Source organism: Roseovarius sp. ZX-A-9 (genome assembly GCF_028369135.1).
In the GTDB taxonomy this organism is placed as follows: Bacteria; Pseudomonadota; Alphaproteobacteria; order Rhodobacterales; family Rhodobacteraceae; genus Roseovarius.
Genome location: NZ_JAPWHW010000019.1, coordinates 70,523 through 94,870, shown reverse-complemented (window position 1 = coordinate 94,870; position 24,348 = coordinate 70,523). Strand labels below are relative to the sequence as shown.

Genomic DNA, 24,348 nt, shown 5'->3' with positions numbered 1-24,348 from the left:
CTTGCATAGATGAGTTGGTCAGATCAGTTTAAGAATCCAGTATGAGCAACTGGGGTGTTAGGGTATCCCCCATTGTTGCTGGGGCTTGGTTGTAGGATTTTCGCGGCCATTTTCAGTTGCCAGGCGGATGTCAATTCGTCGCTGCCCATGTCGAGGCGCGCGTTGTTGTTGGAGCCGAGCCTCTCGATGGAAATCTGCTGTGAACCGGCATGCAATTTTGGATCTGACTCAAAGTTGATGCACCTCGCTGATTATGATGCCGCGACAAGGCGGGCCCTGAGCAAATCGATGTTCGCGCGGCCGTACATCTGGCGTTTCAGGGTCTTCAGCCGGTTGATCTGGCCCTCGGTCTGACCATTCGACCATGGTTCTCGCAACGGGGCCTCAACGGCGGTGTAATCTCGCCGGAGGCCGCGGGCGAAGGACGCTATCATGCTGTCTTTTGCCGCGTCGAGCCAGGCCGATAATTCGCCCTCGCGGGCGTTGCGCACCATATCGGTGAACTGTTTTTTCAGTAACCTGGCAGACCCTCGAAAATCTCCGCACCCTGATGTTGACCTACAAAAAGCGGCAGGCCGTTGCAGAGGACCGCGAGCTAGCGCGAATTTTATGGTGGTATCTAAGGTGGTATGGCGGAATGAAACTTAAGGTTTTCTCTTAGTTTCATAGCATTGGAAGGGGATGGTGGCGGACCGAGGAGGATTCGAACCCCCGACCCCTTGATTCGTAGTCAAGTACTCTATCCAGCTGAGCTATCGGTCCACTGGGGCAGCATCTAGCGGCTGGCGTGGCGGTTGGCAAGGGGGGGATGCGCAGAAACTGAACCGCTTTCAACCGATATTGCCCTTGGGCAGGGTAATCACGAAGGAAGTGCCGCCCTCGCCCGTGTAATCCAGCACCAGATCGCCGCCGTGACCGCGCACCAACTCGGCGGAAATGGTCAGGCCCAGGCCGGTGCCACCCTTGCTGACGCCACCCTGAAACGGAGTGAAGAGATGTTCTTGCGCCTTGGGGGGCAGGCCGGGGCCCGTATCGCTGATCCGGATCGTCCAGGCGTCGGCCGTCTCTTCGGCCGCGACGCTAATCTCGCCCGGTTGGCCACTGGCCACGATGGCCTGACGGGCGTTGCGCACCAGGTTGGCCAGCACACGGTAGAGCTGCTCGGGATCACCCCGCACGGTCAGGCTGGCCGGGATATCCTCGGCAAAGCTGATATCGCTGCCGGTGGCCGACAACCGCTCGCTGTCAATCACATCGCTCAGGATGTCTTGCAGCATGAACCGGCTCAGCGTCGGCGCGGGTTCTTCAGCCTTGCCGTAAGCCAACGTCGATTCGCACAGATGCACGGCGCGGGTGATCGAATTCACCAGCTTGGGCGCCATGCGTTTGACCGCCGGATCCTCGGACATTTCGATTCGGTCGGTGAATAGCTGCGCCGATGTCAGGATATTGCGCAGATCATGACTAACCTTGGCCACGGCGCTGCCCAGCTGCGCCAGACGTTCCTTTTGCCTGAGCGCGCTGGTCAGCTGGGTCTGAAGCAGTTGCAGCGTTTCTTCGGCCTCGCGCAACTCGCGGATGCTCGCATCAGGTTTGATAAAACCGCGCGCGTCCTCGGGCGCCAGCGCATAGGCCTTCATCGAGCTGACGACCCGCTTGATCGGTTTCACGAGGACCCTGCGCACTGCGAGGAAAAGAAGGAGCGCAGTGATGATCGAGATCACCGCCGACAACAGCAGGATCCGCAACCCGTAGTCGATCATCGCCGCCCGCAGCGTGCCGGTCTCCATGGTGATTTCGATCAGCAACCCGGCCATGCGCACCGGCGCGCCGATCACCCGGATCACTCGCGGTTCGGGATCCAGCAATCTCAACATCGCGTCGCGAATCAGGACCAGCGCCGAAGGATCGCGCAAGTCATAGGTGGCCGAGATCGGCGCGGGCATGGGGGAGGACAGCATAAGCTGGCGCGCCTCGTCGCGCCGCAGCACAACGTTGAAAACGCCTGCGTTGCTCAACAGCTCTTCTTCCAGGTCCTTGCTGATTTCCTCGCTGGCGAGCAGCGACAGCGACGCGATTTGCGAGCGTTCCAGCCGCGCTTGCAGAAAATCCTCGCGGAAACGCGCCACTGACGGGACGAAGATCAGCACTTCGGCCAGCATCACGAAAACGGCAGTCAGAATCAGGAATCGGCCTGAAAGTGTGTTCATCTCTCCAGCCCTCGCGCCTCCTGCTCAGGGTAGCCAGCGCTGGACCAGGCCCACCACCCGCTTGACCACAGGACTATCAAAGAGCCGGGGCGAGAAATAGGCCCCCGCCGCCCGTTTGTTGATCTCGCCGATTGTCGGGTAGGCCGCGACCATCGCGGCCACCTGTTTCATCTTCATCCTGTTGGCCAAAGCCAGCGCCCAGAGGTTGATCAGCTCGCCCGCCTGTGCGCCCGCGATAGACACGCCAACCGGCCGCCCCTTGACCACCATCACCTTGATCAGACCCGTCGTCTTGCGCTCGGCAATCGCCCGGTCGTTATGGGCGTATTCAAACCTGACCACTTCCAGCTTGTCACCATGCGCCTGGCGCGCCTGCGCCTCGGTCTGGCCCACCTGCGCCAGTTCGGGTTCTGTGTAGGTGGCCCAGGGAATGTGGTCCGTGCGCTGCTTTGACGGCAGGGCAAAGAGCGCCGAGCGGATGATGACACCGGCGTGATAGCCTGCCACATGGGTAAATTGCATCCCCCCTGCCACGTCCCCAATGGCGTAGACGCGGGAATTGGTGGTCTTCAGGCGGTCGTCCACCTTGATCCCCGCTCTGGTGGTAGCGATTCCCGCCGCATCGAGGTTCAGCCCGTCCATATTGGCCTTGCGCCCCACCGCCATCAGCAAATGCGACCCCTTGAAGACGCGACCATCCTTGACTTCGACCTCGACCATACCGGGTTTGCCGCGAACTTCGGATGCCATTGCATCCTCGGCAATCTCGATGCCCTCGCCGCGCAGCCGGTCCAGCACAATGGCGGCGGTTTCGGGGTCATCCTTGCCCAGCGCCTTGTCCCCTTCGATGACCGTGACACGGCTGCCCAGCCGGACATGCGCCTGCGCCATTTCCATGCCGATCGGACCACCGCCGATGATCAGCAGATGATCAGGCTGTTCGCGCAGACCAAACAGCGTCTCGTTGGTCAGATAGGGCACCTTGTCCAGCCCGGGGATCGGTGGCACCAACGGCGACGACCCAGTGGCAATCACGATGCGCCGCGCGGTGATCACCGTGTCGCCTGCCTGCACTTCGGTGGGTGAAATGAACGTGCCGAATTCACGGATCACCTGCACGCCGAGACCCTCGAACCGTTCCTGGCTGTCGACCGGAGCGATGGTGTCGATCACATCTGCCACGTGGTCCTTGACGGCAGCATAGTCCACCTTTGGGATGACATTCGCCACGCCGAACTTATCTGCATGGGCCTGCGCATAGGCGGCCTTGCCCGACGCGATCAGCGCCTTTGAAGGAACGCAGCCGTAATTCAGGCAATCGCCGCCCATCTTGTGGCCTTCCAGCAGGACAACCCTTGCCCCCATCTGCACCGCGCCAGCCGCGACCGAAAGGCCGCCGGAACCTGCCCCGATCACGAGGATATCCGTTTTCAGTTTAGTCATGATTCAGTGGCCTTTCATGCCCCGGAGGGCCTTGATTACAATGGGCAGCGCCGCCAGCGCGCTGAGACCCAGAAGCGGGCCGATAACCTGCGGTTCCCACAGCAGACTTAGGTCGGGGCTGCCGCCGCGGTCAAAAACCTCGCCCAGCCCGACACCGATCCAGGTAAAGACCAACGCCCCGGGAATGATTCCGAGCGATGTGGTGATCGCGAAATTACGGAACTTCACGCCGACCAGCGCGGGCAGAAGGTTGGCGACAAAAAACGGCACGGCGGGCACCAAACGCAGAAGGAACAGCACACTGATCTCGTTCTCGCGCAGGCCGGTGTTGATTTTTTGCAATGTCCCCTCTGATGCTTCCATCCGTGCGGCCAACGTTTTGCCCAACCCCGCACGCGCCGCCCAGAAAATCGCGAACGCCCCGAGCGAGGCGGCCAGAACGTTGAACGTGGTGCCCAGCGCGAGGCCAAACAGAAACCCGCCCGTCACCGACGCCACTGCTGCGCCGGGCAGCGAAAAGGCGACGATCACGAAATAGAGCCCGATGAAGGCCGCGACCATGGCGATGAAATGGGAATCGCGAAACGCCAGCAGCGCCTCGCGGTTTTCGCGCAGCACGTCAAAGCTGAGGTGTTCGCGCAACGTGAATGCGCCGATCGCGGCAACGATCAGAATCGCGGCCAGCGGCGCATGCCGCAGGTACTTGTGCTTGGTCGCGGGCGTGGAATGGTCCATGATAGTGCGGTCTTTCTAGGCGATCTATGAAAACCCTAGATGAAGGGCACCGCATGAAATTGATAGCCGGATCACGCGCGCTTGATCGCAGGTGAAGTATCGGCACGGGTACCGGCACCATCTACCCGCTTTTGTAACATCACCCCTTCGTATCGCAGGAATTTTGTTGCAAATGGCCTTGCACGGGTTTGACTTGGCGAAAACGGCCCTCTATAGACCGGGCTTCGGATACTCACCGGGCCCTGCGCGAATCCTATTCCCGCGTCTGCCGCTCGAACAAAAGTCGGAGATGGAGCGATGAAACGCACCTTTCAACCCTCGAACCTGGTACGCAAGCGGCGCCACGGTTTTCGCGCACGCATGGCCACCAAAGCAGGCCGCAAGATCCTGAACGCGCGTCGCGCGCGCGGCCGCAAGTCGCTGAGCGCGTAAGCGCTCAACAGGATTGCACGAAATGACACCGCCGGAGGCCCCCGTCAGCAATGCCGGGACTATGCCACCGGCGGTTTCGTCGCGCCCGGATGCCATCCAGCCAGTGATCATGCGCAAGCGCGCCGATTTTCTTGCCGCAGCGCGCGCGCGCCGCTGCGGAACCGCCGGCGTGATGGTGCAGGCCCGCCGCCGCGATGACGGCAGCGATCTGGTCCGCGTCGGCTTCACCTGTTCCAAGAAAGTCGGCAACGCCGTCGCCCGCAATCGCGCCAAGCGGCGGCTGCGCGAAGCCGCGCGCGCGGTGCTGCCGGATGCCGCCCTGCCCGGCTGGGATTATGTGCTGATCGGTCGGGCCGAAGCCACCGCCGCCCGCCCATTCGAGCGGCTCAAGGGCGACTTGGACCATGCGCTGCGCAAATTGCACGGGCAGACACCGGGATGACACCGCTCGCCCGTGTCCTGTCACTGCCGGTGCGCGGCTATCGCCTGCTGCTCAGCCCGTGGGTCGGGCATGGCTGCCGGTTCCATCCGACATGCAGCGCCTATGCACTGGAGGCGTTGGAACGCCACGGCGGCATCAAAGGCGGCTGGCTTGCCGCGCGCCGCATCCTGCGCTGCAACCCGTGGGGCGGCTCGGGTGTGGACAACGTGCCTGATTGAGCGCGGCCCTCTTGCGCGCAGAATAAGGGCCGCTTGGAAGCCGCAGCGGCACCGCGTTCACTCCTCGAACGGCTTCACCCGCTTTATCCGCCAGACCCGCGCATCGCCCTCGATTTCGGGGATGTCTATGCGGGCCAGTGCCTGATAGGCCGAATCCACCTTCATCAACGCATCTATGCTGCTCGGCTCCAGCACGTAACGGTCAGCGCGAAAGGTGCCCGGCGCCGCCGCTAGGTCCAGCGCATCCATGAAGTCCTCGCGCAGCACGAACGCCCCGTCAAATTCGACCGATTGCAGGCCCGCACCTGTGAAATCCACGTCCAGCAGCACCGCATCCCGAAAGGTCGCACCGCCCAGAATCGCGCCAGCCAGCGACACGGTGTGCAGCGTCGCGCCGTCGAAATCGGCGGTGATCGCACTGGCATCCGTGAAATCCACCTCTCGCAGAAACGCCCCGGCAAAGGACGCACCCGACAGGAACGTCGGACCAAAGGCGTCCGGCCCTGCATAGGGGCCCTTGGCCGTCTCGGGAGTAAAGCTGCGGAACTGGCTGCGCTCGATCCGCGCCCCGTGAAAGCGAGCGTTCTCCAGTGATGCACCGCCGAAATCCGTCTCGAGTATCTGCGCACGGGCAAAACTGGCATAGCTCAATTGCGCGCCTTGCAGGCTGAGGCCAAACAGTGACATGTCCTCGGCATAGGCAAAGGACAGATCAAGCCCGAAGAAGTTGAATCCCTCCAGTTCGCGCAGCCCTGACCGGGTCATGATCTCCAGCAGTTGCGCGCGTTCGGGGCTGGCGGGCCGGTCGATCAGATCGGTGCCACTGCTCGGCTTCTGCCAGCGAAAGCCCGCGGCGGCCCCTTCGTAAAAAAGCGGTAGGTCATCGCGGCGGCGGCTCGATGCAACACGCATCTTGTCGGCCGTGTCATAGGCCCGCAGGGCAGGCGCCAGAAATCGGTACGGCTTGGACGCCCGCGAGGCCGAGATGATGCGCATCCGCAGGCTCTGGCTGATATCCCTGTCGGGATCGAGCACCGCGACATACTGCGCCGCCCCGCTCCCCAATGCCTGTTCCGAACGGTCGAGCGCCGCACCCAGCAATGCTGCGATCTCGGTCATCTCGACCGCAAGCGCCGCGTTGCGCTGTGCTTCGGCCAACTCCACCTGCGTGGCCAGCAGGGCGGTCTGTTCGGTAATGCGCGCATTCTGCTCAATCAGCAGGCCCGATTGCACTTCGATCAACTGGTTCTGCTTGAACAGCAGCGCCGTGCCCGACAGCGCCGCCATCGCGGCGATCAGCCCGGTCAGCGCGGCAATCAGCCAGCGCCGCGTCGATACCCATGCATAGCGCGCGAACGTCAGCTGCAACAGGTCGCGGGCAGCGTCGGTCGCGGCCTTGGGGTCGCGCGCCGCGGCCCCACTCGCCACGCGCGACAACGGCGTGGCGAACATCTCCAGCTGCGCCTCTGCCCGACCAAAAAGCAAAGACCAGAGACGCCGGCGAAAGAACAACAGGATCGCCCCCACGATCAGCAGCATCCCGATCAGCGATAGGAATATGCTGATGATCAGCCCTGCACTGTCCTCCAGCCCGTAGCCCGAGAACGCCAGTAGAAAACCCGCCGCCACGCCGAAGCCGAAAACCAGCATCCCGAAGGTCATCGGCAAGCGGCGGCTACTGAAGGGACCGGGTGCGCTGGGCGCGTCGGGTTCGTTCGGTGGGTCCATGTCGCTCATGTGGGCGGCACTCCTTTCCCGGGCAGCATAGCTGCGGCAAAGGTCTGCGCGCGACATTTTTATTGCGAGTCTTTCCTGCGGGTCGCGCACATGCGACACAGATACAGGGCGATCACAGAGCAAGGGGCGAGGCGTGTCGATAACCAGACTGTACCGCGCCATGACCGGCGCCCACTCACCTGACGACAAGGGCGAAGCGCAGCGCTTCATGCGGCATTTTGCGTCGCTTTCGGCCACCAAGCTGGCCGATGGGCTGATCGACCCCAAACTGGTGCTGGCGTGGCTGATGAGCGCCGTCGGCGCACCCGGATACCTGATCGGCGCGCTGGTCCCGATCCGCGAGGCGGGTGCGCTGTTGCCGCAGATCCTGCTGGCCCGAGAGATCCAGCGCCGCCGGGTGCGCAAGTATTTCTGGGCGGGCGGGGCCATGCTGCAGGGGCTGGCAGCACTCGGGGTCGCCTGCGCCGCCCTCACGTTGGAGGGTGCGCGCGCGGGCTGGGTTATCCTTGGCTGTCTGGCCGCACTTGCGTTGGCACGTGCGGTATGTTCGGCCAGCTACAAGGACATCGCGGCCCGCACCCTGGCCAAGGGATCGCGTGGCACGGTTTCGGGCGCGGCAGGCACAGTTTCGGCAATCGCGGTCTTTGCCTTCGCACTGGGCCTCAGCATCGGCGTACCGCCGCTGAGCGTGACCAGCCTTTCGGTTGCCATCATGGTCGCCGGCGCGCTGTGGCTCATGGCCGCCGCCACCTTTGTGCAACTGGATGAGCCAAAGGCAGATCTGAACGCCGATGGATTCGACACCGCGCGCGCGGTGATCAGGCCGTTGCGCACAGATGCCGAATTCCGGGCCTATGTGCTGGTGCGCGCCCTGCTCATCCCCACCGCTCTGGCCCCGCCTTTCCTCGTCATGCTCAGCAACGCAGGCAGCGCGGCAAGGTTGGGCAATCTTGGCCTGCTGATGGTCGCCTCGTCGCTTGCCGCGATCGGTTCGTCCTACATCTGGGGCCGCCTGTCGGATCGCTCCAGCCGGATGACGCTGGCGTTATCCGGAGCCACGGCGGCGGTTGCCCTGGGTGGCGCTGCCGCGATCGGGCTGGTCACCGGGGGAATCGGCGGGCCGGCAATGGCGGCGCTCTTCATCTTTGCCGCACAGATCGCCTATGAGGGCGTGCGCGCGGGGCGCAAGACACATCTGACGGATATGGACACCCAGGGCGGCAAGGCGATCTATACCGCGCTGTCCAATACCGTGATCGGCGTTTTGCTGCTGGCCGGTGGCGGGTTTGGCCTGCTCGCGGATCTGGCCGGGCCATCCGTCGTTCTGGCGATCTTTGCCGGCCTCAGCGCGCTGGCAGCACTGGCCGCGCTGAAACTGAGCGAAGTCCAGCAACCCAACCGCTGATCGCGCCCCTTGCCCGAGGGGCGCGAAAGCCCTAAAGCCTGCCCATGCTAGATGATGCAGACGATATTCACCCACTTTTTCACGGCGCGCCCCGCACGACCGAGTTCAAGAAGCTGCGCAAGCGCATCCTGCGCCAGACCCGCGAGGCGGTCGAGCAATATGGCATGGTATCCGCCACCGCCCGCGACGCCGACGGCGCGCGCGACAAATGGCTGGTATGTCTCTCGGGCGGCAAGGATAGCTATACCCTGCTGGCGGTGCTTTACGAGCTGAAATGGCGCGGCTTGCTGCCGGTGGACCTGCTGGCGTGCAATCTCGATCAGGGGCAACCCGGATTTCCGGCGACAGTGCTGCCAGAGTTTCTGGAGCGCATGCAAGTGCCGCACCGGATCGAATATCAGGACACCTATTCGATCGTCGTAGACAAGGTCCCCCAGGGCCGGACATTCTGCGCGCTCTGCTCGCGCTTGCGGCGCGGCAATCTCTACCGTGTCGCCCGCGAAGAAGGCTGCACCGCTGTCGTGCTGGGCCATCACCGCGACGATATTCTGGAAACCTTCTTCATGAATCTCTTTCACGGCGGGCGCCTTGCGACGATGCCGCCCAAGCTGGTGAACGAAGAGGGCGATCTGTTCGTGCTGCGGCCTCTGGCCCATGTGGCCGAAGCCGATTGCGAAAAATTCAGCAAGGCCATGCAATATCCCATCATCCCCTGCGATCTGTGCGGCAGTCAGGACGGGCTGCAACGACAGCAAGTCAAACAGATCCTCGATGGTTGGGAGGCGCGCAGTCCGGGCCGCAGGCAGGTGATGTTCCGCGCCCTGACCAATGCGCGCCCGTCGCATCTTCTGGACCCGAAACTGTTTGATTTTACCGGGCTAGCACTGGGGTCTGTGAAATCTGATGAAAATTCCGAGGATGTGCCCGACTTGCGTTAAGCGTGTGTTGATACCCCGCAGCTAGCCTTAAAAGGTGATCTAAGGGGATTTGCTTGATGAACACGCGCCTTATCCCGTTTCTGACCGGGCTGCGACGCTCTTTGCGTCTCGGGCTGCAAAATCCGTCCGCCCTCGCGCTTTTGCCGGCATTTGTGCTGGCCGGGTTCTGGTTGGGTGGCGAAGAGATTCTGATCATGCTGGCACTCGGGTATCCGATCTGCCTGGCCTTTGCCGGTGTCTGGACGGACCCGCAGAGCGCCCCCTACCATGACGACAACGCGACGATCGACCGCGACGGGTTTCAGGCGGCTCTGGATTGCGCGGCGCAATGCGCAGACAGGTCTTCCCGCCACACTGCCTGCATCCTCCTTCAGATCGACGATTACAGCGACCTTCCAGAGCGCTTCGGGGCCGACACGGCCGAAGCGATGATCGAGACATTGCTGGCACGGCTGAAATCGGTCCTGCGCGCGCCCGATCGGGTGTGCCGGCTGGATGACGCGCTCTTTGCGGTCTCCATCGCACCGGTGCGGCGGCTTGACCTTGGCGATGCGCTGCATCTGGCCAACCGGCTCCATGGGGCCCTCGAAGAGCCGGTACTGCTGGATGGAGCGACCGTCTACAATAGCGCCTCCGTCGGCCTGTCACTTGACTTCAACCTGCGGCGCAAGGCCGGCCCCGCGTTGCTGGAGGCCGCCGAAACCGCATTGGCCGAGGCGCTGCGGCACGGCCCATCCGCAATGCGCGCCTACAGCCAGGAAATGCACGCGCCCACGATTCTCAGCGATGCGGGCCTGTCGGACGAGGTCTCCGAGGCACTGGACGCCGGCCAGATCGGCCCATGGTTTCAGCCACAAATCTCGACCGATATGGGGCGGGTCACAGGGTTCGAGGCGCTCGCGCGCTGGACACATCCAACCCGTGGCATGATTGCGCCCGCCGAATTCCTGCCTCCACTGGAACTCACCAACCGAATGGAACGGTTGGGCGAGGTAATGCTATACGGTGCGCTCAGCGCGCTGAAATCCTGGGATGCGGGCGGGCTTGATGTGCCGCGCATCAGTGTGGATTTCGCGCCGGAAGAGCTGCGCAATCCGAATCTGGTGCAAAAGATCGAATGGGAACTCGACCGGTTCGAGCTCGCCCAGGAACGCCTCGGCATCGAGATACTCGAAACCGTCGTTGCCAGCTCGCCCGATGATACCATCGTTCGCAACATCAGCGGCCTGTCAAAACTGGGCTGCCAGATCGACCTCGATGATTTTGGCACCGGCCATGCCTCGATCTCGTCGATCCGGCGGTTCGATGTGCAGCGGCTCAAGATCGACCGGTCCTTCGTGACCAGAGTGAACCGCGACCCCGAACAGCAACGCATGGTTTCGGCCATCTTGCTGATGGCCGAACGGCTGGGGCTCGACACGCTCGCTGAAGGGGTGGAAACCGCCGGAGAGCATGCCTTGCTCGCGCAACTGGGCTGCGGCCATGTGCAGGGCTTCGGCATCGGCCGCCCCATGCCGCTCGACCAGATCGAGGCCTGGATATGCGCTCATCTGGAAAAACTCGATGCGCCCACTCGCATCGGCACGCAGTTCGGTTGAGCGCCCGCGCCGCGTTTCCCCAAGAAAACCACGCGCATCGGGCGCAATCCCGGAAATCCGCTTGACCTTTGGCTGCGCACGTCGTTGAACCCTTCGGACCCAGAAACAGATAAAGTGGCCGGCTGGTATGGACGATCAGAACAAGAACCTCATCCTCGCAACCGCGCTCAGTTTCCTTGTGATCCTGGTCTGGTTCGTATTGTTCCCCCCGCCGCAGACCGAACCGGTCGAACCGGCCACCCAGATCGCGCAGGGCGACACGCTGACCGCGCCCACGGCTGCCACGCCAGACGTCGCCGCGGTGCCTGCAGCGGCAGGTGCGACCGCGGGCGCAACTGCAGACGCCCCCGCGTCCGACACCGCGCCCAAACCCAGCGACGCCCCCCGGATCGCCATCGACACCCCCAGCGTCAAAGGCAGCATTTCGCTGCAGGGCGGCCGGATCGACGATCTGTCACTGAAGAACTACCGCGAAACCATCGAACCGGGCTCCGATATCGTCTCACTGCTGGCGCCCATCGGCGATATCAATCCCTACTACGCCCTCTTCGGCTGGGCCCCCGGCCAGGGCCTCACCCAAGAGCAGGTGCCCGGCGCCAATACGCTCTGGACGCAGGAGGGCACCGGCACGCTGACGCCCGACAGCCCGGTCACGCTGACTTGGGACAATGGCGCAGGCCTCACATTCCGGCGGCAGATTTCGATCGATGACAACTATATGTTCTCCGTCACCCAATCTGTCGAAAACACCGGCAACGCCCCCGCGACGCTGGCGCCCTACGGCATCCTTGCGCGCCACGGCATTCCGCCGGACATCAAGAATTTCTTCATCCTGCATGAAGGCGCCATCCAGATGGTGGATGGCCAGCTCACCGAAACCGACTACGACGATTTCGAGACAGCCGGCGCGCACAAGACAATCGCGGTCGAGGCCAATGGCTGGACAGGGTTCACCGATCACTTCTGGATGGCCACGCTCATACCGCAGCCAGGCGCGCCGTTCACGCTCAGCACTTTCCAGGACGCACGTCGCGGCATCTACCAGACGACCGTGAAGCAACCCACCGTCACGCTGGAACCCGGTGCAACCGCGACCGCCGATACCCGCCTGTTTGCGGGTGCCAAGGAATGGGCGACGATCCGTGCCTATGAGAATGAGGAGAATGTCGAAGGCTTCATCGATTCCATCGACTGGGGCTGGTTCTTCTTCCTGACCAAGCCGATTTTCGCGGTCCTGCACTACCTCAACCAGCTGATCGGTAACATGGGCTGGTCGATCATCGCGCTGACCCTGCTGATCAAGGCCGTGCTGCTGCCGCTGGCCTATAAATCCTACGTCTCGATGGCCCGGATGAAAGAGCTGCAGCCGCAGATGGAGAAGATCAAGGAACGCGCCGGCGACGACAAGCAGGCGATGCAGAAGGCGGTGATGGAACTCTACAAGAAGGAAAAGGTGAACCCCGCCTCGGGCTGTCTGCCGATCCTGCTGCAGATCCCGATCTTCTTCTCGCTCTACAAGGTGATCTTTGTCACTCTGGAATTGCGCCATGCGCCCTGGATCGGCTGGATCCGCGACCTCAGCGCCCCTGATCCCTCATCGCTCTATAACCTTTGGGGCCTCTTCCCGTGGGATGCACCTGAACCCGGCTCGATCCTGGCGCTGATATTCATCGGGATCATGCCGCTGGCGCTCGGGATTTCCATGTGGCTTCAGCAAAAGCTGAACCCGTCGCCCACCGACCCCACGCAAAAGATGATCTTTGCCTGGATGCCTTGGGTGTTCATGTTCATGCTGGGCAGCTTTGCCAGCGGGCTGGTGCTCTACTGGATCGCCAACAACACGATCACGTTCATACAGCAATATGCGATCATGCGCAGCCAAGGGTACAAGCCGGACGTGTTCGGCAATATCAAGGAAAGCTTCCGCAAGAACAGCGCGCCCGCAGCGAAACCCGAGTCGAAAACGCCCGGCGACAAGAAGCCGGGAGGCAAATAGATGGCCAATATCGCAGCACTTTGGCGCCACCCGATCAAAAGCCACGGCCGCGAGGCGCTGCAAAGCGTGGAACTGACCGAAGGCCGCGCCCTTCCTTGGGATCGTCGCTGGGCGGTCAGCCACGAGGCGACCCGCGCCGATGGCACCGCCTGGGCCGAATGCGTCAACTGGACGCTGGTGTCCAAGGTGCTGGCGCTGATGGCCATCACCGCGAAGTCCGATGAAGCGGCCGGTACGGTGACGCTCAGCCACCCCGACCGGCCTGATCTCACCTTTGGTCCGGACCGCGAAAGCGCCGCGTTTCTGGAGTGGGTCAAACCTCTGATGCCCGCCGACCGCGCGCAATCGACCGGGATTGTGCGGGTGCCGGACGTAGCCATGACCGATACCAGTTTTCAATCGGTCAGCGTGCTCAACCTCGCCACCAGTACCGATCTGGGCATGCATATGGGCATGGCCCTTTCGCCTGACCGCTGGCGCTGCAACATCCATCTGGAGGGGTTCGCCCCTTGGGAGGAGAACGGCTGGATCGGCAAGACCCTGCGCATTGGCGATGTCGAACTGGAAGTACGCGAACCCATCATCCGGTGCCGCTCTACCACGGCCAACCCCGAGACCGGCGAAGCCGACGGGGATACTCTCAAGGCGCTCAAGACCAATTTCAGTCACCAGAAATGCGGTGTTTACACCTATGTGACCAAATCCGGCCGGATCTCCATCGGGGACAAAGTCGAGGTTATATGACCAGCCTGCCCTTCCCCCTGGCCCAGACGCCCGATGAATTCAGCGCCGAGCGTGGCCGTTTGCTCTTTGCCGGTCAGACCGAATTCCTCAAAGGCGTGGTGGCCATGTCAGGCCTGCCGCCGGGCGACCGGATCGAGGTATGTTTTGCCGGACGCTCCAACGTGGGCAAATCATCGCTGATCAATGCGCTGACCGGCCGCAAGGGGCTGGCGCGCGCGTCGAACACACCAGGACGCACGCAAGAGATCAACTTCTTCACGCTTGGCGGCGACAGCCACTATCTCGTCGACCTGCCGGGATATGGCTTTGCCAATGCCCCGCTCGCGGTGGTCGAGAAATGGCAACGCCTGCTGAAAAGCTATCTGGCCGGGCGTCCGAACCTGCGCCGAGCATTTGTCCTGATCGATGCGCGCCACGGGGTCAAATCGGTGGATGAAGAGATCATGAGCCTGCTGGACAGTGCCGCCGTGACCTTTCAATGCGTGCTGACCAAGGCCGACAAGGTCAAGGAAAAGGACCGCGACAGCATGCTGTCGCAGGTCCGTGGCGCGCTGGCCAAACATCCAGCCGCCTTCCCCGAGATCGTCCTGACCTCCAGCGAAAAGGGCGACGGGATCAGCGTCCTGCGCAGCATTATCGCCACGCTCGAATAGCCCCCTTGCACGCCGACTGCCACAGGGGGATAACCTCTGGGGACGAGGGACCTCAGGATGAAGAAACGTGACATGAACCGCGATTGGATCGCCACTGCCCGCACATTGTCAGAGGCGTTGCCTTACCTGCAACGCTATGACGATGCCATTGTCGTGATCAAATTCGGCGGCCATGCCATGGGCGACGATGACGCGATGGATACCTTCGCCCGCGACATCGTGCTGATGCGTCAGGTCGGGGTGAACCCGGTGATCGTGCATGGCGGTGGCCCGATGATCAACGAAATGCTGGCCAAGCTCGACATCAAGTCCGATTTCGTGAACGGCAAGCGAGTAACCGATGCCGCCACGATGGAAGTTGTGGAAATGGTCCTGTCGGGCCGGGTCAACAAGCGGATCGTGCAGGCCATCAATGCTCAGGGCGGCCGCGCCGTGGGCCTGTCGGGCAAGGACGCGAACCTGGTGATGTGCGAACCCACCGACCCTGCGCTGGGCTTGGTCGGGACGCCGAGTGCCATCGATCCTCGCATCCTGCACACGCTTTTCCGCGACGATGCGATACCGGTGATCGCGCCGCTGGGCGCAGGCGCCAATGGCGAGACGTTCAACATCAACGGCGACACGATGGCAGGTGCGATTGCCGCAGCGCTCAAGGCCGACAGGCTGCTGCTGCTCACGGATGTGGACGGGGTGCGCGATGCCTCGGGCGCAGTGGTGACAGAACTGACCGCCGACCAGATACGCCAGATGACAGCCGACGGCACCATCGCGGGCGGCATGATCCCCAAGACCGAAACCGCGCTGGCCGCAATTGAAGGCGGCGTGCGCGCAGTGGTCATCCTCGACGGGCGCGCGCCCAATGCGCCGCTGCTGGAGCTTTTCACCGAACACGGGGCCGGGTCGATCATTCGCAAAGGCTGACTCCATCTGTCGCCACAGCGCCCCATGGGTGCGGCGGTGGCTTGCACCGCTGCGCGATTGGCATAAGCTGTCGGGCATGGAACACGAAGCGATGATCATCGCTCTGAAATGGCAGGACGCGCGTCCATCACAACCGGGGTGGAGCCTATGGCTGCCGTATCGCAAGAAGTGACCTATGACACGGTCTGTGCCGCGGCCGCCAGCGAGCGGCTGAGCGTCATGGGCGGCCTGCACGAGGCCGGCGGGACGCTGATGTTGCTCGGGCCGGGGCGCGGGTTCTGGGAGCATTTCCGCGCCAGCCCCGAGATGCGCGATCATGCCCCCGATCCGGTGGATCGCTGGTCAACCCGTGTCCTTGGCGCACTGGCAACCAGCCTCGGGGCGACGGCGGTTTTTCCCTTCGGCGGACCACCCCATCAGCCGTTTCTGAAATGGGCGATACAATCGGGCCGTGCCTGGCAAAGCCCGGCAGGTATGCTGGTACATGACGAGGCAGGGATGATGGTGTCCTATCGCGGCGCGCTGCGCTGGCCGGGGCATATCGCGCTGCCCGCACCGCCACCCGCATCGCCCTGCACGACCTGTGTCGGTAGCCCCTGCATGACCGCCTGCCCCGTGAATGCGCTGAGCGCTGAAATCGGCTATGATGTGGCAGCCTGTCATGGTTATCTGGACAGTGACCCAGGACAGGTCTGTATGACAGGCGGATGCCGCGCGCGCCGCGCCTGCCCGGTCAGCCAGCGTTTTGACCGTGATCCAGCGCAGTCGGCGCTGCACATGAGGAGCTTTCACCGCGCATGACCCGACGCCTGATCCTGACCCGCCACGCCAAATCCAGCTGGGACAGCTCCACCCCAAGCGACCACGAGCGCCCTTTGAACCGGCGCGGGCGCGATGCTGCCACAGCGCTTGGCAATTGGCTGCGGCAGGGCGGATATCTGCCGGACGCCATCCTCAGCTCATCAGCGGAACGCACCCGCGAAACCGCGGCGCGGTTGGGGTTCGACGTGCCAGCGGAGTTTACCAACACGCTCTATCTTGCAAGGCCACACCAGATGCTCGCGGCGCTGAAGGGCGCCAGCGCAGGCTGCGTGCTGATGCTGGGCCACAATCCGGGCATCGCGGAATTCGCCGATCTGTTGCTGGACAAACACCCCGCCCACGCGCGGTTCCGCGACTACCCGACCGGCGCGACGCTGGTGGCGGATTTTCCGATTTCAGAATGGGAAAAACTGGCGTTCGGAACTGGAAACGTGGTCGATTTCATCACGCCGCGTGACCTAACCGAATGACGCAGGGCGGGTTCGAAAACCCACCCTGCATAGATATCAATGCCCCAGGATCTGGCTGAGGAACAGCTGCGTCCGGTCGGATTTGGGGTTGTTGAAGAACTCTTCCGGCTCGTTCTGTTCGACGATCTGTCCCTCGTCCATAAAGATCACGCGGTTCGCGACCTGACGGGCAAAGCCCATCTCGTGCGTGACGCAGAGCATGGTCATGCCTTCTTCGGCCAGCTCGATCATGGTGTCGAGCACCTCCTTGATCATCTCGGGATCAAGCGCCGATGTCGGCTCGTCAAACAGCATGATGCGCGGGCGCATGCACAATGAGCGCGCGATGGCCACACGCTGTTGCTGCCCACCCGACAGCTGACCGGGATACTTGTCAGCCTGCTCGGGGATCTTCACCTTCTTGAGGAAATGCATCGCCGTTTCTTCAGCTTCCTTCTTGGGCGTCTTGCGCACCCAGATCGGCGCCAGCGTGCAGTTCTCCAGAATGGTCAGGTGCGGAAAGAGGTTGAAGTGCTGGAAGCACATGCCAACCTCGGAGCGGATCTTGTCGATATTCTTGAGATCCGAGGACAGCACCGTCCCATCCACTTCGATACGGCCCTGCTGGTGCTCTTCCAGCGCGTTCACGCAGCGGATCAGCGTTGATTTACCGGATCCCGACGGCCCGCAGATAACGATCCGCTCGCCGCGGTAGACAGTCAGATCAATATCCCGCAGCACGTGAAAGGTGCCGTACCATTTGTTCATTTTCTGGATCGAGATCGCGACCTCGTCCGACACTTGCAGTTTCTTTGCAACTTCAGCCATGGTTCTGGCCTCCTTTAACGGTGATCGGTGGTAAGACGACGCTCAAGCCACTGTGAATATTGGGAAATGCCGTAGCATGTGATGAAGAAGAGGACGGCAGCGAAGCTGAACAACTCCCAGTACACGCCGTTCCACTCGGTCGAGGCCAGGATCGGGCCGCGGATCATTCCCACCAGGTCGAACATCGTGATGATCGACACCAGCGTGGTATCCTTGAACAGACCCACCGAAACGTTGACGATACCCGGGATCGAGATCTTCAGCGCCTGTGGCAAGACGATCAGCCGCATCGCCTGCGCATAGTCCAGACCCAGCGAATCGGCTGCCTCGTACTGCCCCTTGGGCAGCGCCGCGAGGCCCCCCCGGATCACCTCGGCGATATAGGCCGAGGCGAACATGGTGATCATGATGATCACCCGCAGGATCAAATCGAAGGTCGTGCCCGGCGGCAGGAAGTAGGCCAGAACGACGTTCGCCACGAACAGCAGCGTGATCAGAGGCACGCCGCGGATGAACTCGATGAACACGACACAGATCCACTTGATCAGCGGCATCGACGATTGCCGCCCCAGCGCCAGCGCAATCCCCAAGGGCAGCGACAGTGATACGCAGACCACCCCGAGGATCATGTTCAGCATGAAGCCGCCCATGTCGCGCGATTGCACCGCTTCCAGCACGGGTTGTTCGGGCGCAATCGCCGGGACGATGTAGCCCGCAAGGAACCACACGACGAATGCCGCCACTATCCCGCCGAAAAAGCCCGCTGCGAAGTTCTGCTTGCCGTAAAGGTCAAAGACCACATAGCCGGCAATAAAGCCAAGCGCGGCAAAGACCGGGTTCCAGACCGTTCCGCCCCAGATCAGCCAGAAGGCCAGGAACGGATAGATGGCCGTGAACAGCAGCAATTTGCGCGGCAGATCGAAAAACAGTACCGGCGCAGCAGCAAGAAACAGCAGGATGAAGGCAATACCGGGACGCCAGTAGAACTCGTCCGGATACTTGAAGCCAAACAGGAGCTGATTCCACCGTTCCGTCAGGACAGAGAAGCACGCGGCGTTCTTGCCTTGCAGGATTTCGCGGCATTCCGCGAGGCTGTCGGTGTTCCACAGCCCCCCCAGAATCCACGGCAGGGTGCCGGTAAGCAGCAGGTACACGAAGTAGATGGCCACAACTGTCAGAAGGGCGTTGGCCCAGGTCGCGAACAGGTTCTGCCGCATCCACCCGATCACGCCGGCTTCAGTGGCTGGCGGTGGGGCGGGCGGAATCGCTGTTTCACGAACAAAGGCGACGGAATGTGCATGTGTATCTGACATTTCTCAGCGCTCCTTCAGTTTCATGGCGTTGTTGTAGACGTTCATCACCGCCGAAATGCTCAGCGAGATCACGAGATAAAACAACATCAGCAGCAGCACGCATTCGATCGCCCGGCCCGTCTGGTTCAGCGTGATGCCGCCCAGCGTCGCCGTGATGTCCGCGTATCCCACCGCAATGGCGAGCGAAGAGTTCTTGGTGATGTTTAGATATTGCGAGATCAGCGGCGGGATGATCACCCGCAGCGCCTGCGGCAACACCACCAGGTTCATGATCCGGCCCGGACGCAAACCAAGCGCGGCAGCGGCCTCTGTCTGGCCCTTGCTCACGGCAAGGATACCGGCACGGACGTTCTCGGCGATGAAGGCGCCGGTATAGACCGACAAGGCGAGCCAGAGCGCGATCAGCGGCGCGCCGATCTGGATACCGCCGCGCAGGTTGAACCTGTTGGCCAGCGGATCCGGCATATCAAGTGTGATGGGCTGCCCCATCACGAAGAACACCAGAATCGTCGGCACGATGAGGATCACCAGCGACGGCCACCCCATCGGCAGTAGCTTGCCGGTGTTGAACAACAGCTTCTTGGCGTAGGACCGATAGGCAAACATGGCCGCAATCGACACGAAGAACGTGCCCACCACGATCATCGAACCGGGGCCCCATATGGGCGCGGGCACATAGATGCCGCGGTTGGTAAAGGCAAACATGCCCAGAACCAGCTCGCGTTGCGGATCCTCGCCCAGATAGACACGCGCGCCCGGAAGCGACACGGTTATGATGCCGTAGATGATCAGGATCCAGATCAGGACCGGGATGTTGCGGAAAATCTCGACATATCCTGACATCAGCTTGCGCACGAGCCAGTTGTTCGACAGCCGCAACACGCCCGCGAATACCCCGAGAATGGTCGCAGACACACAGGCCAGCACCGCGACGAGCAGCGTATTCAGGATCCCGACCCAGGCCGCCTGAAGGTGAGGTGACTGGCTGTCGTAAGGGATCAGCGTCTGGTTGATGTCATAGCCGGCAGGATCGCCAAGGAAGCTGTAGCTGATGTTCAATCCCGCCGCAGCGAGGTTCGCCATCAGGTTCGACCCCAGGTAAGCGAAGACCGATATGAGCAAGATAAGTGCAATCGCCTGAAACGTCAGCGACCGGTACCGCTTGTCGTTGATCAGCATCGAAAGACGGAACGACTCCCTAGGAGGGTCGGTTAATGCGGTCATGTGGATGTATCCCCGTTTTCCGGCCCATTATTATTCTCGGGTCAAATGCCCTGGGCCTGGATTTTCTTGGTCTTAGGTGCGAAGGGCGCGGACCATGCCGCGCCCTTCATTAGGTATCGTTCTTAGCGGAACGGAGGCGAGTACAGCAGACCACCATCGGTCCACTGCGCGTTCAGGCCGCGCGCCAAGCCGATCGGGGTGTTCTCGCCGATGTTCTTCTCGAACAGTTCGCCGTAGTTGCCACCCGCCATGACGGCATTCTTGGCCCAGTCAGCGCTGAGACCCAGCATTTCACCCAGGTTACCCTCGGTGCCCAGCAGGCGGTTCACTTCCGGGCTGCTGCCAGCGGCCATCGACATTTCGCTGACATTGGCGCTGGTGATTCCCAGCTCTTCGGCTGCGATCAGCGCGTTCAGCGTCCAGCGGACCACGTCACCCCATTCGTTGTCGCCGTGGCGAACAAGCGGGCCGAGCGGCTCTTTCGAGACGATTTCGGGCAGGATCACGTGATCACCGGGGTTCTCGAACGCGGCACGTGTCGCGGCCAGGCCCGATGCGTCGGTGGTGTAGGTGTCGCAGGCACCAGCAAGGTACTGCTGCTGGCCTTCAGCGTTGGTTTCAACCGGAACCGGCTCGTAGCTGATGTTGTTCTTGCGGAAGAAGTCCGCGAGGTTCAGCTCGGTCGTGGTGCCGGTCTGGATGCAGACGGTCGCGCCGTCCAGTTCCTTGGCCGAGCTTACGCCCAGCGACTTGGGCACCATGAAGCCTTGGCCATCGTAGTAGTTGATGCCGACGAATTCGAATTTCAGATCGACGTCGCGGCTGAATGTCCAAGTGGTGTTACGGGCCAGCATGTCGATTTCGCCCGAGGCCAGCGCGGTAAAGCGTGTCTTGCCTGTGGTGGGGACAAATTCAACAGCATTCGCATCGCCAAGAACCGCCGCAGCAACCGCGCGGCACACACCGACGTCAAAGCCCTGCCAGACGCCATTCGCATCGGGGGCGGCAAAGCCGACCAGCCCGGTGGTCACGCCGCAGTTCAGCTTGCCACGAGCCTTGACATCATCAAGCGTTCCCGCCGCAGCGGCCCCGGCAGCAAGACCGGCGACCGTCAGAGCGCCAAGAAATACGGATTTTTTCATGTTTACCTCTTCCTGATTATCCACCCGTTGAGAAAGGGTGGTTTACTCGGCCTCGCAGTCGAAACCGGAATGACACGTAAGAGGGTTAGCCCCCCTCAGCGCGGCTGAGTGTGGATGGATTCATTCTCAAAGGTCAAGGGCTGCATCACGAAAAATGCTGATTCCACCGACTGGTTGACCATGGGTCAGGCTAGCACATGCCCTTGATCTGCGGCCCGGCTGAGATCAAAAAACCGTTTCGCATGCAAAAATGCTTCAGCCTTGCGGGCCGCCAAAGCAGACGCCTCATCGTCATCGCCCCAGAGTTCGGACTGCCAATCCTCATCGATCCTCGAGATTTTCCAGAGGTCCTCAATGGGTTTTGCATCACGGATCGCGGCCAGACCGATCACCAGAGAACCCGAGAGGCTTACAAGGTCATGCAGCGCCGTCAGCGCAAAGTTATCTTGCGCATGCACTTCGGCCTGCAGCTTTTGCAGCGCCGTGCCATCTTGCGGATGATGCATGACGCCTGTGCGCACGCTCAGCCGCACATTCAGGGCCGAATCGGCCCAATCCAGCAGCGGATCCCACGCGGCGGCCTGTCGCTCTGCCAGTTCGACCGGTGAAACCGCGCGATAACACAGCAGATCGCTGTCGCCGTAATCGGCAATCATCTGTGCCACCGCGCCATGCTGTTCGCCGACCTTTTCCAACGCAGAATTGGCGGATCGGGTGACCGGCATCGTATTGGGGTTGATCACTTCGTCCTGCGCGTCCCATTCGGCGGCGATGGCCTCGGCCATGGCACGGGTCGGCACGATCAGCCGTATCTTGCCCGGCGTGTTGACCGGCCGCGCATCCAGCGCAACGCCGTAGCCCTCTGTCTCTTCGATCACCTGTGCCTCGGTCCAGAACCGTTTGGCCTTCCATGCGCTCATGTTGCAGTCTCCCACAGCGTTTCCAAGGCGCCGGGCAAATCGCTGAACCGGTCGATCACCAGGTCCGCAGCGCCGAGCGCGGAAACCGAATGATACCCCCAGCTGACACCGATAGCGGCGATGCCTGCGGCCTTGGCCATTTCCATGTCATAACTCGTGTCGCCGATCATCACGGCGGCGCGTGCGTCCACGCCCGTCTCTGCCAGTGCGGCCGCGATCATCGCGGGATGCGGCTTCGAGGGGTGAAAATCGGCCACCTGTTGTGTGACGAACATCGCCTCCAGCCCGTGCCCCTCCAGCAGCTTGTCCAGCCCCCGGCGCGACTTGCCCGTCGCTACGCCCAGCAGCGTTTCCGGCTCTGCTTGCAACGTATCCAGAACCGCGCGCGCCCCGGGATAGAGCGGCGATGACTGCGCCGTACCGGCTGTGGCACGCAACGACATGTAGGCGGCTTTGTACCCATCGACCAAGCGCGCATGGGCCGCCGCATCCAGGTCCGGCGCCAGCCGCGCCATTGCCACATCGAGCGACAGCCCGACGATGCCGAGAATCGCACTCCGCTCAGGCACCGGCGCGCCGATACTGTCGAATGCATGGGCCATGGCGCGGGCAATGTCGTCCTGGCTGTCCACCAGCGTGCCGTCCACATCGAATATCACCAGACGCAGGGGGTGGCTCACAGCTCTTCCTCGTCGAACGGATCGGCTGGCACATCCTTTGCCGACCACTGGAACATGTCCCAGGTATGCGCCATATGCGCGGGCATCTGCGCGGTAAGGTGCATCACGTTCTTTGTCACCGGATGCTCTATGACCAAGCTGCGCGCGTGCAGATGCAGCTTTTTCGACACGTCGCCACCCAGCTGTGCGCCCCAGCCATCGCCAAGGTTTTCCTGCCCCGAGCCGCCATATTTTCCGTCACCGACAATCGGATGCCCCAGCTCGGCCATATGCGCGCGCAACTGGTGGGTGCGCCCGGTGATCGGCACCAGCGCCACCCAGGCCGTGCGGCTGCCCGCCGCCTCCAGCACCGCGTAATCGGTGGTGGCATGTTTTGCGCCGGGCGTTGCGTCCACATCGCGCGGATGCAGGCAGTGCATCTTTTCGCCCTCGCCCTTGGCGCCGTGCCCCGGCGCCTTGACCAGCCCGTATTTCACCGTGCCCATGCGTGGTGTCGGCACCCCGGCAACGGCGGCCCAATAGATCTTGCGCGTGTTGCGGTGCCTGAAGGCCGCCGTAAGCCCCTTGGCCGCCTCGCGGGTCCGCGCCAGAACCAGAACACCCGAAGTGTCCTTGTCCAGCCGGTGCACCAGGCGCGGCTTTTCCTCCATGCCAAAGCGTAAAGCCTCGGACAGGCCATCGACATGGCGGTGCTGTTTCGATCCACCCTGTACCGGCAGGCCCGGCGGCTTGTTCAGCGCGATCACATAATCGTCGCGGTAGATCACGCAGGCGCGGATCATCTTGGCATCCGCATCCGTGACATGGGCCCGCGCAAAGGCAGCAGCCTCGGCGGCGTCCGGCAGGGGCGGAATGCGCACCGCCTGCCCCACTTCCAGACGCGTGGACGGTTTCACTCGTCCGCCATCGACCCGCAGATCGCCCTTGCGGCACATCTTCTCGATCCGCCCCTGGCTGAGATGCGGAAACTGGCGACGCAGCCACCGGTCAAGCCGCTGATCGCCATCGTCGCTCGATACGTGCAAAGTCTGTACACCGCTCATGCCCAAAGGCTCCTTGCTATCCAGACACCGATCACCAACGCGCCGATCGATCCGATCACCGACAGGCCCACATAGGTTCCCGCCGCCACTATCTGTCCACGCTCGTACAACGTGAACGCTTCCAGCGAAAAGGCCGAGAACGTCGTGAACCCGCCCAGAAGGCCGGTCATCACGAACGGGTTCAACCCACCCAGCCCCTTATGGAACGACAGCACGAAAAACAGGCCCATCACGAACGACCCCACGATGTTCACCGTGAGGATCGCGATGGGAAAGCCCGGCCCGCTCAGCCGCACAAGGCCGAGGCCCACGCCGAACCGCGCCGCAGCGCCCAGCGCGCCGCCCAGCGCCACAGATAGAAAGGTCATGATCATGGCCGCGTCTGTCGCCCGCCACCCCTGCTTTGTCAAGCTGCGCATATATACCTATAGGTACCGCAAAAGGGCTGTTCCGCC

The 24,348-nt window shown here is 62.4% G+C and carries 24 protein-coding genes, 1 tRNA gene and 1 pseudogene; 12 read left to right on the top strand and 14 right to left on the bottom strand.

Translation table 11 applies throughout. The annotated features are described in order from the left end of the window. Positions 1 to 251: 251 nt before the first annotated feature. The 5 genes and pseudogenes from O3306_RS17555 to O3306_RS17535 form a co-directional block, all read right to left on the bottom strand. Positions 252 to 527, bottom strand: a pseudogene (locus tag O3306_RS17555) (transposase); the annotation flags it as partial. Between the two features lie 158 nt (positions 528 to 685). Continuing rightward, positions 686 to 762, bottom strand: a tRNA-Arg gene (locus O3306_RS17550). Positions 763 to 830: 68 nt separating this feature from the next. After that, on the bottom strand, positions 831 to 2,210 hold the full coding sequence (locus O3306_RS17545) for a sensor histidine kinase (protein WP_272009703.1): 1,380 nt from the start codon (positions 2,208 to 2,210) through the stop codon (positions 831 to 833). Between the two features lie 24 nt (positions 2,211 to 2,234). Next, on the bottom strand, positions 2,235 to 3,653 hold the full coding sequence (locus tag O3306_RS17540) for a dihydrolipoyl dehydrogenase family protein (RefSeq protein ID WP_272009701.1): 1,419 nt from the start codon (positions 3,651 to 3,653) through the stop codon (positions 2,235 to 2,237). 3 nt (positions 3,654 to 3,656) lie between these two features. Continuing rightward, positions 3,657 to 4,388: a TVP38/TMEM64 family protein gene (locus tag O3306_RS17535; protein ID WP_272009699.1), complete on the bottom strand. Its 732-nt coding sequence runs from the start codon at positions 4,386 to 4,388 to the stop codon at positions 3,657 to 3,659. A gap of 297 nt (positions 4,389 to 4,685) precedes the next feature. Between O3306_RS17535 and rpmH the strand changes: the two genes are divergently transcribed. Genes rpmH through yidD form a run of 3 tightly spaced genes read left to right on the top strand, consistent with a single transcriptional unit; the run spans position 4,686 to position 5,480 of the window. Then, the gene (gene rpmH / locus O3306_RS17530) at positions 4,686 to 4,820 is read left to right on the top strand and encodes a 50S ribosomal protein L34 (protein WP_012177012.1); all 135 of its coding nucleotides are present in this window, start codon (positions 4,686 to 4,688) and stop codon (positions 4,818 to 4,820) included. 22 nt (positions 4,821 to 4,842) lie between these two features. Next, positions 4,843 to 5,262 carry a ribonuclease P protein component gene (rnpA, locus tag O3306_RS17525; protein WP_272009683.1) on the top strand — a complete coding sequence of 140 codons (420 nt, stop codon included), beginning with the start codon at positions 4,843 to 4,845 and terminating at the stop codon, positions 5,260 to 5,262. Then, a complete protein-coding gene (gene yidD, locus O3306_RS17520; RefSeq protein ID WP_272009681.1) occupies positions 5,259 to 5,480 on the top strand; it encodes a membrane protein insertion efficiency factor YidD in 222 nt (73 codons plus the stop codon). The genes rnpA and yidD overlap by 4 nt, the downstream gene beginning before the upstream one ends. A gap of 57 nt (positions 5,481 to 5,537) precedes the next feature. On the opposite strand, the gene O3306_RS17515 is transcribed toward yidD, so the two are convergent. Then, positions 5,538 to 7,217, bottom strand: coding sequence for a pentapeptide repeat-containing protein (locus O3306_RS17515; RefSeq protein ID WP_272009679.1), 1,680 nt, complete (start codon positions 7,215 to 7,217; stop codon positions 5,538 to 5,540). 133 nt (positions 7,218 to 7,350) lie between these two features. Here O3306_RS17515 and O3306_RS17510 point away from each other — a divergent pair, with 133 nt between their 5' ends. From O3306_RS17510 to O3306_RS17470, 9 genes are all read left to right on the top strand, one after another. Next, positions 7,351 to 8,622 carry an MFS transporter gene (locus O3306_RS17510; protein ID WP_272009677.1) on the top strand — a complete coding sequence of 424 codons (1,272 nt, stop codon included), beginning with the start codon at positions 7,351 to 7,353 and terminating at the stop codon, positions 8,620 to 8,622. 44 nt (positions 8,623 to 8,666) lie between these two features. Beyond that, the gene (gene ttcA, locus O3306_RS17505; protein ID WP_272009675.1) at positions 8,667 to 9,560 is read left to right on the top strand and encodes a tRNA 2-thiocytidine(32) synthetase TtcA; all 894 of its coding nucleotides are present in this window, start codon (positions 8,667 to 8,669) and stop codon (positions 9,558 to 9,560) included. 56 nt (positions 9,561 to 9,616) lie between these two features. Next, a complete protein-coding gene (locus O3306_RS17500) occupies positions 9,617 to 11,158 on the top strand; it encodes a bifunctional diguanylate cyclase/phosphodiesterase (RefSeq protein ID WP_272009673.1) in 1,542 nt (513 codons plus the stop codon). Positions 11,159 to 11,285: 127 nt separating this feature from the next. Further along, complete coding sequence (gene yidC / locus O3306_RS17495; protein WP_272009671.1) at positions 11,286 to 13,154, top strand: membrane protein insertase YidC; 1,869 nt, start codon at positions 11,286 to 11,288, stop codon at positions 13,152 to 13,154. Next, positions 13,155 to 13,898 (top strand): MOSC domain-containing protein, encoded by a 744-nt coding sequence (locus tag O3306_RS17490; protein ID WP_272009670.1) that lies wholly within the window; start codon positions 13,155 to 13,157, stop codon positions 13,896 to 13,898. Further along, positions 13,895 to 14,551 (top strand): ribosome biogenesis GTP-binding protein YihA/YsxC, encoded by a 657-nt coding sequence (yihA, locus tag O3306_RS17485; protein WP_272009668.1) that lies wholly within the window; start codon positions 13,895 to 13,897, stop codon positions 14,549 to 14,551. Before O3306_RS17490 ends, yihA begins: the two co-directional genes overlap by 4 nt. 57 nt (positions 14,552 to 14,608) lie before the next feature. Continuing rightward, positions 14,609 to 15,472, top strand: a complete 864-nt coding sequence (gene argB / locus O3306_RS17480; protein ID WP_272009666.1) for an acetylglutamate kinase — start codon at positions 14,609 to 14,611, stop codon at positions 15,470 to 15,472. Between the two features lie 147 nt (positions 15,473 to 15,619). Then, positions 15,620 to 16,273, top strand: a complete 654-nt coding sequence (locus O3306_RS17475) for a ferredoxin (protein ID WP_272009660.1) — start codon at positions 15,620 to 15,622, stop codon at positions 16,271 to 16,273. Next, positions 16,270 to 16,764, top strand: coding sequence for a SixA phosphatase family protein (locus O3306_RS17470; RefSeq protein WP_272009656.1), 495 nt, complete (start codon positions 16,270 to 16,272; stop codon positions 16,762 to 16,764). The genes O3306_RS17475 and O3306_RS17470 overlap by 4 nt, the downstream gene beginning before the upstream one ends. Before the next feature lie 36 nt (positions 16,765 to 16,800). Here O3306_RS17470 and O3306_RS17465 read toward each other — a convergent pair whose 3' ends face one another. From O3306_RS17465 to crcB, 8 genes are all read right to left on the bottom strand, one after another. Next, positions 16,801 to 17,571, bottom strand: a complete 771-nt coding sequence (locus tag O3306_RS17465) for an amino acid ABC transporter ATP-binding protein (protein WP_272009650.1) — start codon at positions 17,569 to 17,571, stop codon at positions 16,801 to 16,803. A 14-nt stretch (positions 17,572 to 17,585) separates the two neighbouring features. Further along, positions 17,586 to 18,884 (bottom strand): amino acid ABC transporter permease, encoded by a 1,299-nt coding sequence (locus O3306_RS17460; protein WP_272009644.1) that lies wholly within the window; start codon positions 18,882 to 18,884, stop codon positions 17,586 to 17,588. 3 nt (positions 18,885 to 18,887) lie between these two features. Beyond that, a complete protein-coding gene (locus O3306_RS17455) occupies positions 18,888 to 20,108 on the bottom strand; it encodes an amino acid ABC transporter permease (RefSeq protein WP_272009642.1) in 1,221 nt (406 codons plus the stop codon). A gap of 122 nt (positions 20,109 to 20,230) precedes the next feature. Continuing rightward, the gene (locus O3306_RS17450; protein WP_272009640.1) at positions 20,231 to 21,250 is read right to left on the bottom strand and encodes an amino acid ABC transporter substrate-binding protein; all 1,020 of its coding nucleotides are present in this window, start codon (positions 21,248 to 21,250) and stop codon (positions 20,231 to 20,233) included. A 185-nt stretch (positions 21,251 to 21,435) separates the two neighbouring features. Further along, positions 21,436 to 22,170, bottom strand: coding sequence for an ATP12 family chaperone protein (locus O3306_RS17445; RefSeq protein WP_272009638.1), 735 nt, complete (start codon positions 22,168 to 22,170; stop codon positions 21,436 to 21,438). Continuing rightward, entirely contained in the window at positions 22,167 to 22,850 is a 684-nt protein-coding gene (locus O3306_RS17440) for an HAD-IA family hydrolase (protein WP_272009636.1), read from the bottom strand. The genes O3306_RS17445 and O3306_RS17440 overlap by 4 nt, the downstream gene beginning before the upstream one ends. Further along, positions 22,847 to 23,893 (bottom strand): RluA family pseudouridine synthase, encoded by a 1,047-nt coding sequence (locus O3306_RS17435; protein WP_272009635.1) that lies wholly within the window; start codon positions 23,891 to 23,893, stop codon positions 22,847 to 22,849. Before O3306_RS17435 ends, O3306_RS17440 begins: the two co-directional genes overlap by 4 nt. Beyond that, complete coding sequence (gene crcB / locus O3306_RS17430; RefSeq protein WP_272009633.1) at positions 23,890 to 24,267, bottom strand: fluoride efflux transporter CrcB; 378 nt, start codon at positions 24,265 to 24,267, stop codon at positions 23,890 to 23,892. Before crcB ends, O3306_RS17435 begins: the two co-directional genes overlap by 4 nt. Between the last annotated feature and the right edge of the window lie 81 nt (positions 24,268 to 24,348).

Excerpts from the sequence above, each read along its gene's own strand:
- O3306_RS17545 (WP_272009703.1), bottom strand. The coding sequence starts at position 2,210 with ATGAACACACTTTCAGGCCGATTCCTGATTCTGACTGCCGTTTTCGTG.
- argB (WP_272009666.1), top strand. The coding sequence starts at position 14,609 with ATGAAGAAACGTGACATGAACCGCGATTGGATCGCCACTGCCCGCACA.
- rpmH (WP_012177012.1), top strand. The coding sequence starts at position 4,686 with ATGAAACGCACCTTTCAACCCTCGAACCTGGTACGCAAGCGGCGCCAC.
- yidD (WP_272009681.1), top strand. The coding sequence starts at position 5,259 with ATGACACCGCTCGCCCGTGTCCTGTCACTGCCGGTGCGCGGCTATCGC.
- crcB (WP_272009633.1), bottom strand. The coding sequence starts at position 24,267 with ATGATCATGACCTTTCTATCTGTGGCGCTGGGCGGCGCGCTGGGCGCT.
- O3306_RS17445 (WP_272009638.1), bottom strand. The coding sequence starts at position 22,170 with ATGAGCGCATGGAAGGCCAAACGGTTCTGGACCGAGGCACAGGTGATC.
- O3306_RS17535 (WP_272009699.1), bottom strand. The coding sequence starts at position 4,388 with ATGGACCATTCCACGCCCGCGACCAAGCACAAGTACCTGCGGCATGCG.
- O3306_RS17500 (WP_272009673.1), top strand. The coding sequence starts at position 9,617 with ATGAACACGCGCCTTATCCCGTTTCTGACCGGGCTGCGACGCTCTTTG.
- O3306_RS17465 (WP_272009650.1), bottom strand. The coding sequence starts at position 17,571 with ATGGCTGAAGTTGCAAAGAAACTGCAAGTGTCGGACGAGGTCGCGATC.
- yidC (WP_272009671.1), top strand. The coding sequence starts at position 11,286 with ATGGACGATCAGAACAAGAACCTCATCCTCGCAACCGCGCTCAGTTTC.
- yihA (WP_272009668.1), top strand. The coding sequence starts at position 13,895 with ATGACCAGCCTGCCCTTCCCCCTGGCCCAGACGCCCGATGAATTCAGC.
- O3306_RS17470 (WP_272009656.1), top strand. The coding sequence starts at position 16,270 with ATGACCCGACGCCTGATCCTGACCCGCCACGCCAAATCCAGCTGGGAC.
- O3306_RS17435 (WP_272009635.1), bottom strand. The coding sequence starts at position 23,893 with ATGAGCGGTGTACAGACTTTGCACGTATCGAGCGACGATGGCGATCAG.
- ttcA (WP_272009675.1), top strand. The coding sequence starts at position 8,667 with ATGCTAGATGATGCAGACGATATTCACCCACTTTTTCACGGCGCGCCC.
- O3306_RS17460 (WP_272009644.1), bottom strand. The coding sequence starts at position 18,884 with ATGTCAGATACACATGCACATTCCGTCGCCTTTGTTCGTGAAACAGCG.
- O3306_RS17475 (WP_272009660.1), top strand. The coding sequence starts at position 15,620 with ATGGCTGCCGTATCGCAAGAAGTGACCTATGACACGGTCTGTGCCGCG.
- O3306_RS17540 (WP_272009701.1), bottom strand. The coding sequence starts at position 3,653 with ATGACTAAACTGAAAACGGATATCCTCGTGATCGGGGCAGGTTCCGGC.
- O3306_RS17450 (WP_272009640.1), bottom strand. The coding sequence starts at position 21,250 with ATGAAAAAATCCGTATTTCTTGGCGCTCTGACGGTCGCCGGTCTTGCT.
- O3306_RS17490 (WP_272009670.1), top strand. The coding sequence starts at position 13,155 with ATGGCCAATATCGCAGCACTTTGGCGCCACCCGATCAAAAGCCACGGC.
- O3306_RS17515 (WP_272009679.1), bottom strand. The coding sequence starts at position 7,217 with ATGAGCGACATGGACCCACCGAACGAACCCGACGCGCCCAGCGCACCC.
- O3306_RS17455 (WP_272009642.1), bottom strand. The coding sequence starts at position 20,108 with ATGACCGCATTAACCGACCCTCCTAGGGAGTCGTTCCGTCTTTCGATG.
- rnpA (WP_272009683.1), top strand. The coding sequence starts at position 4,843 with ATGACACCGCCGGAGGCCCCCGTCAGCAATGCCGGGACTATGCCACCG.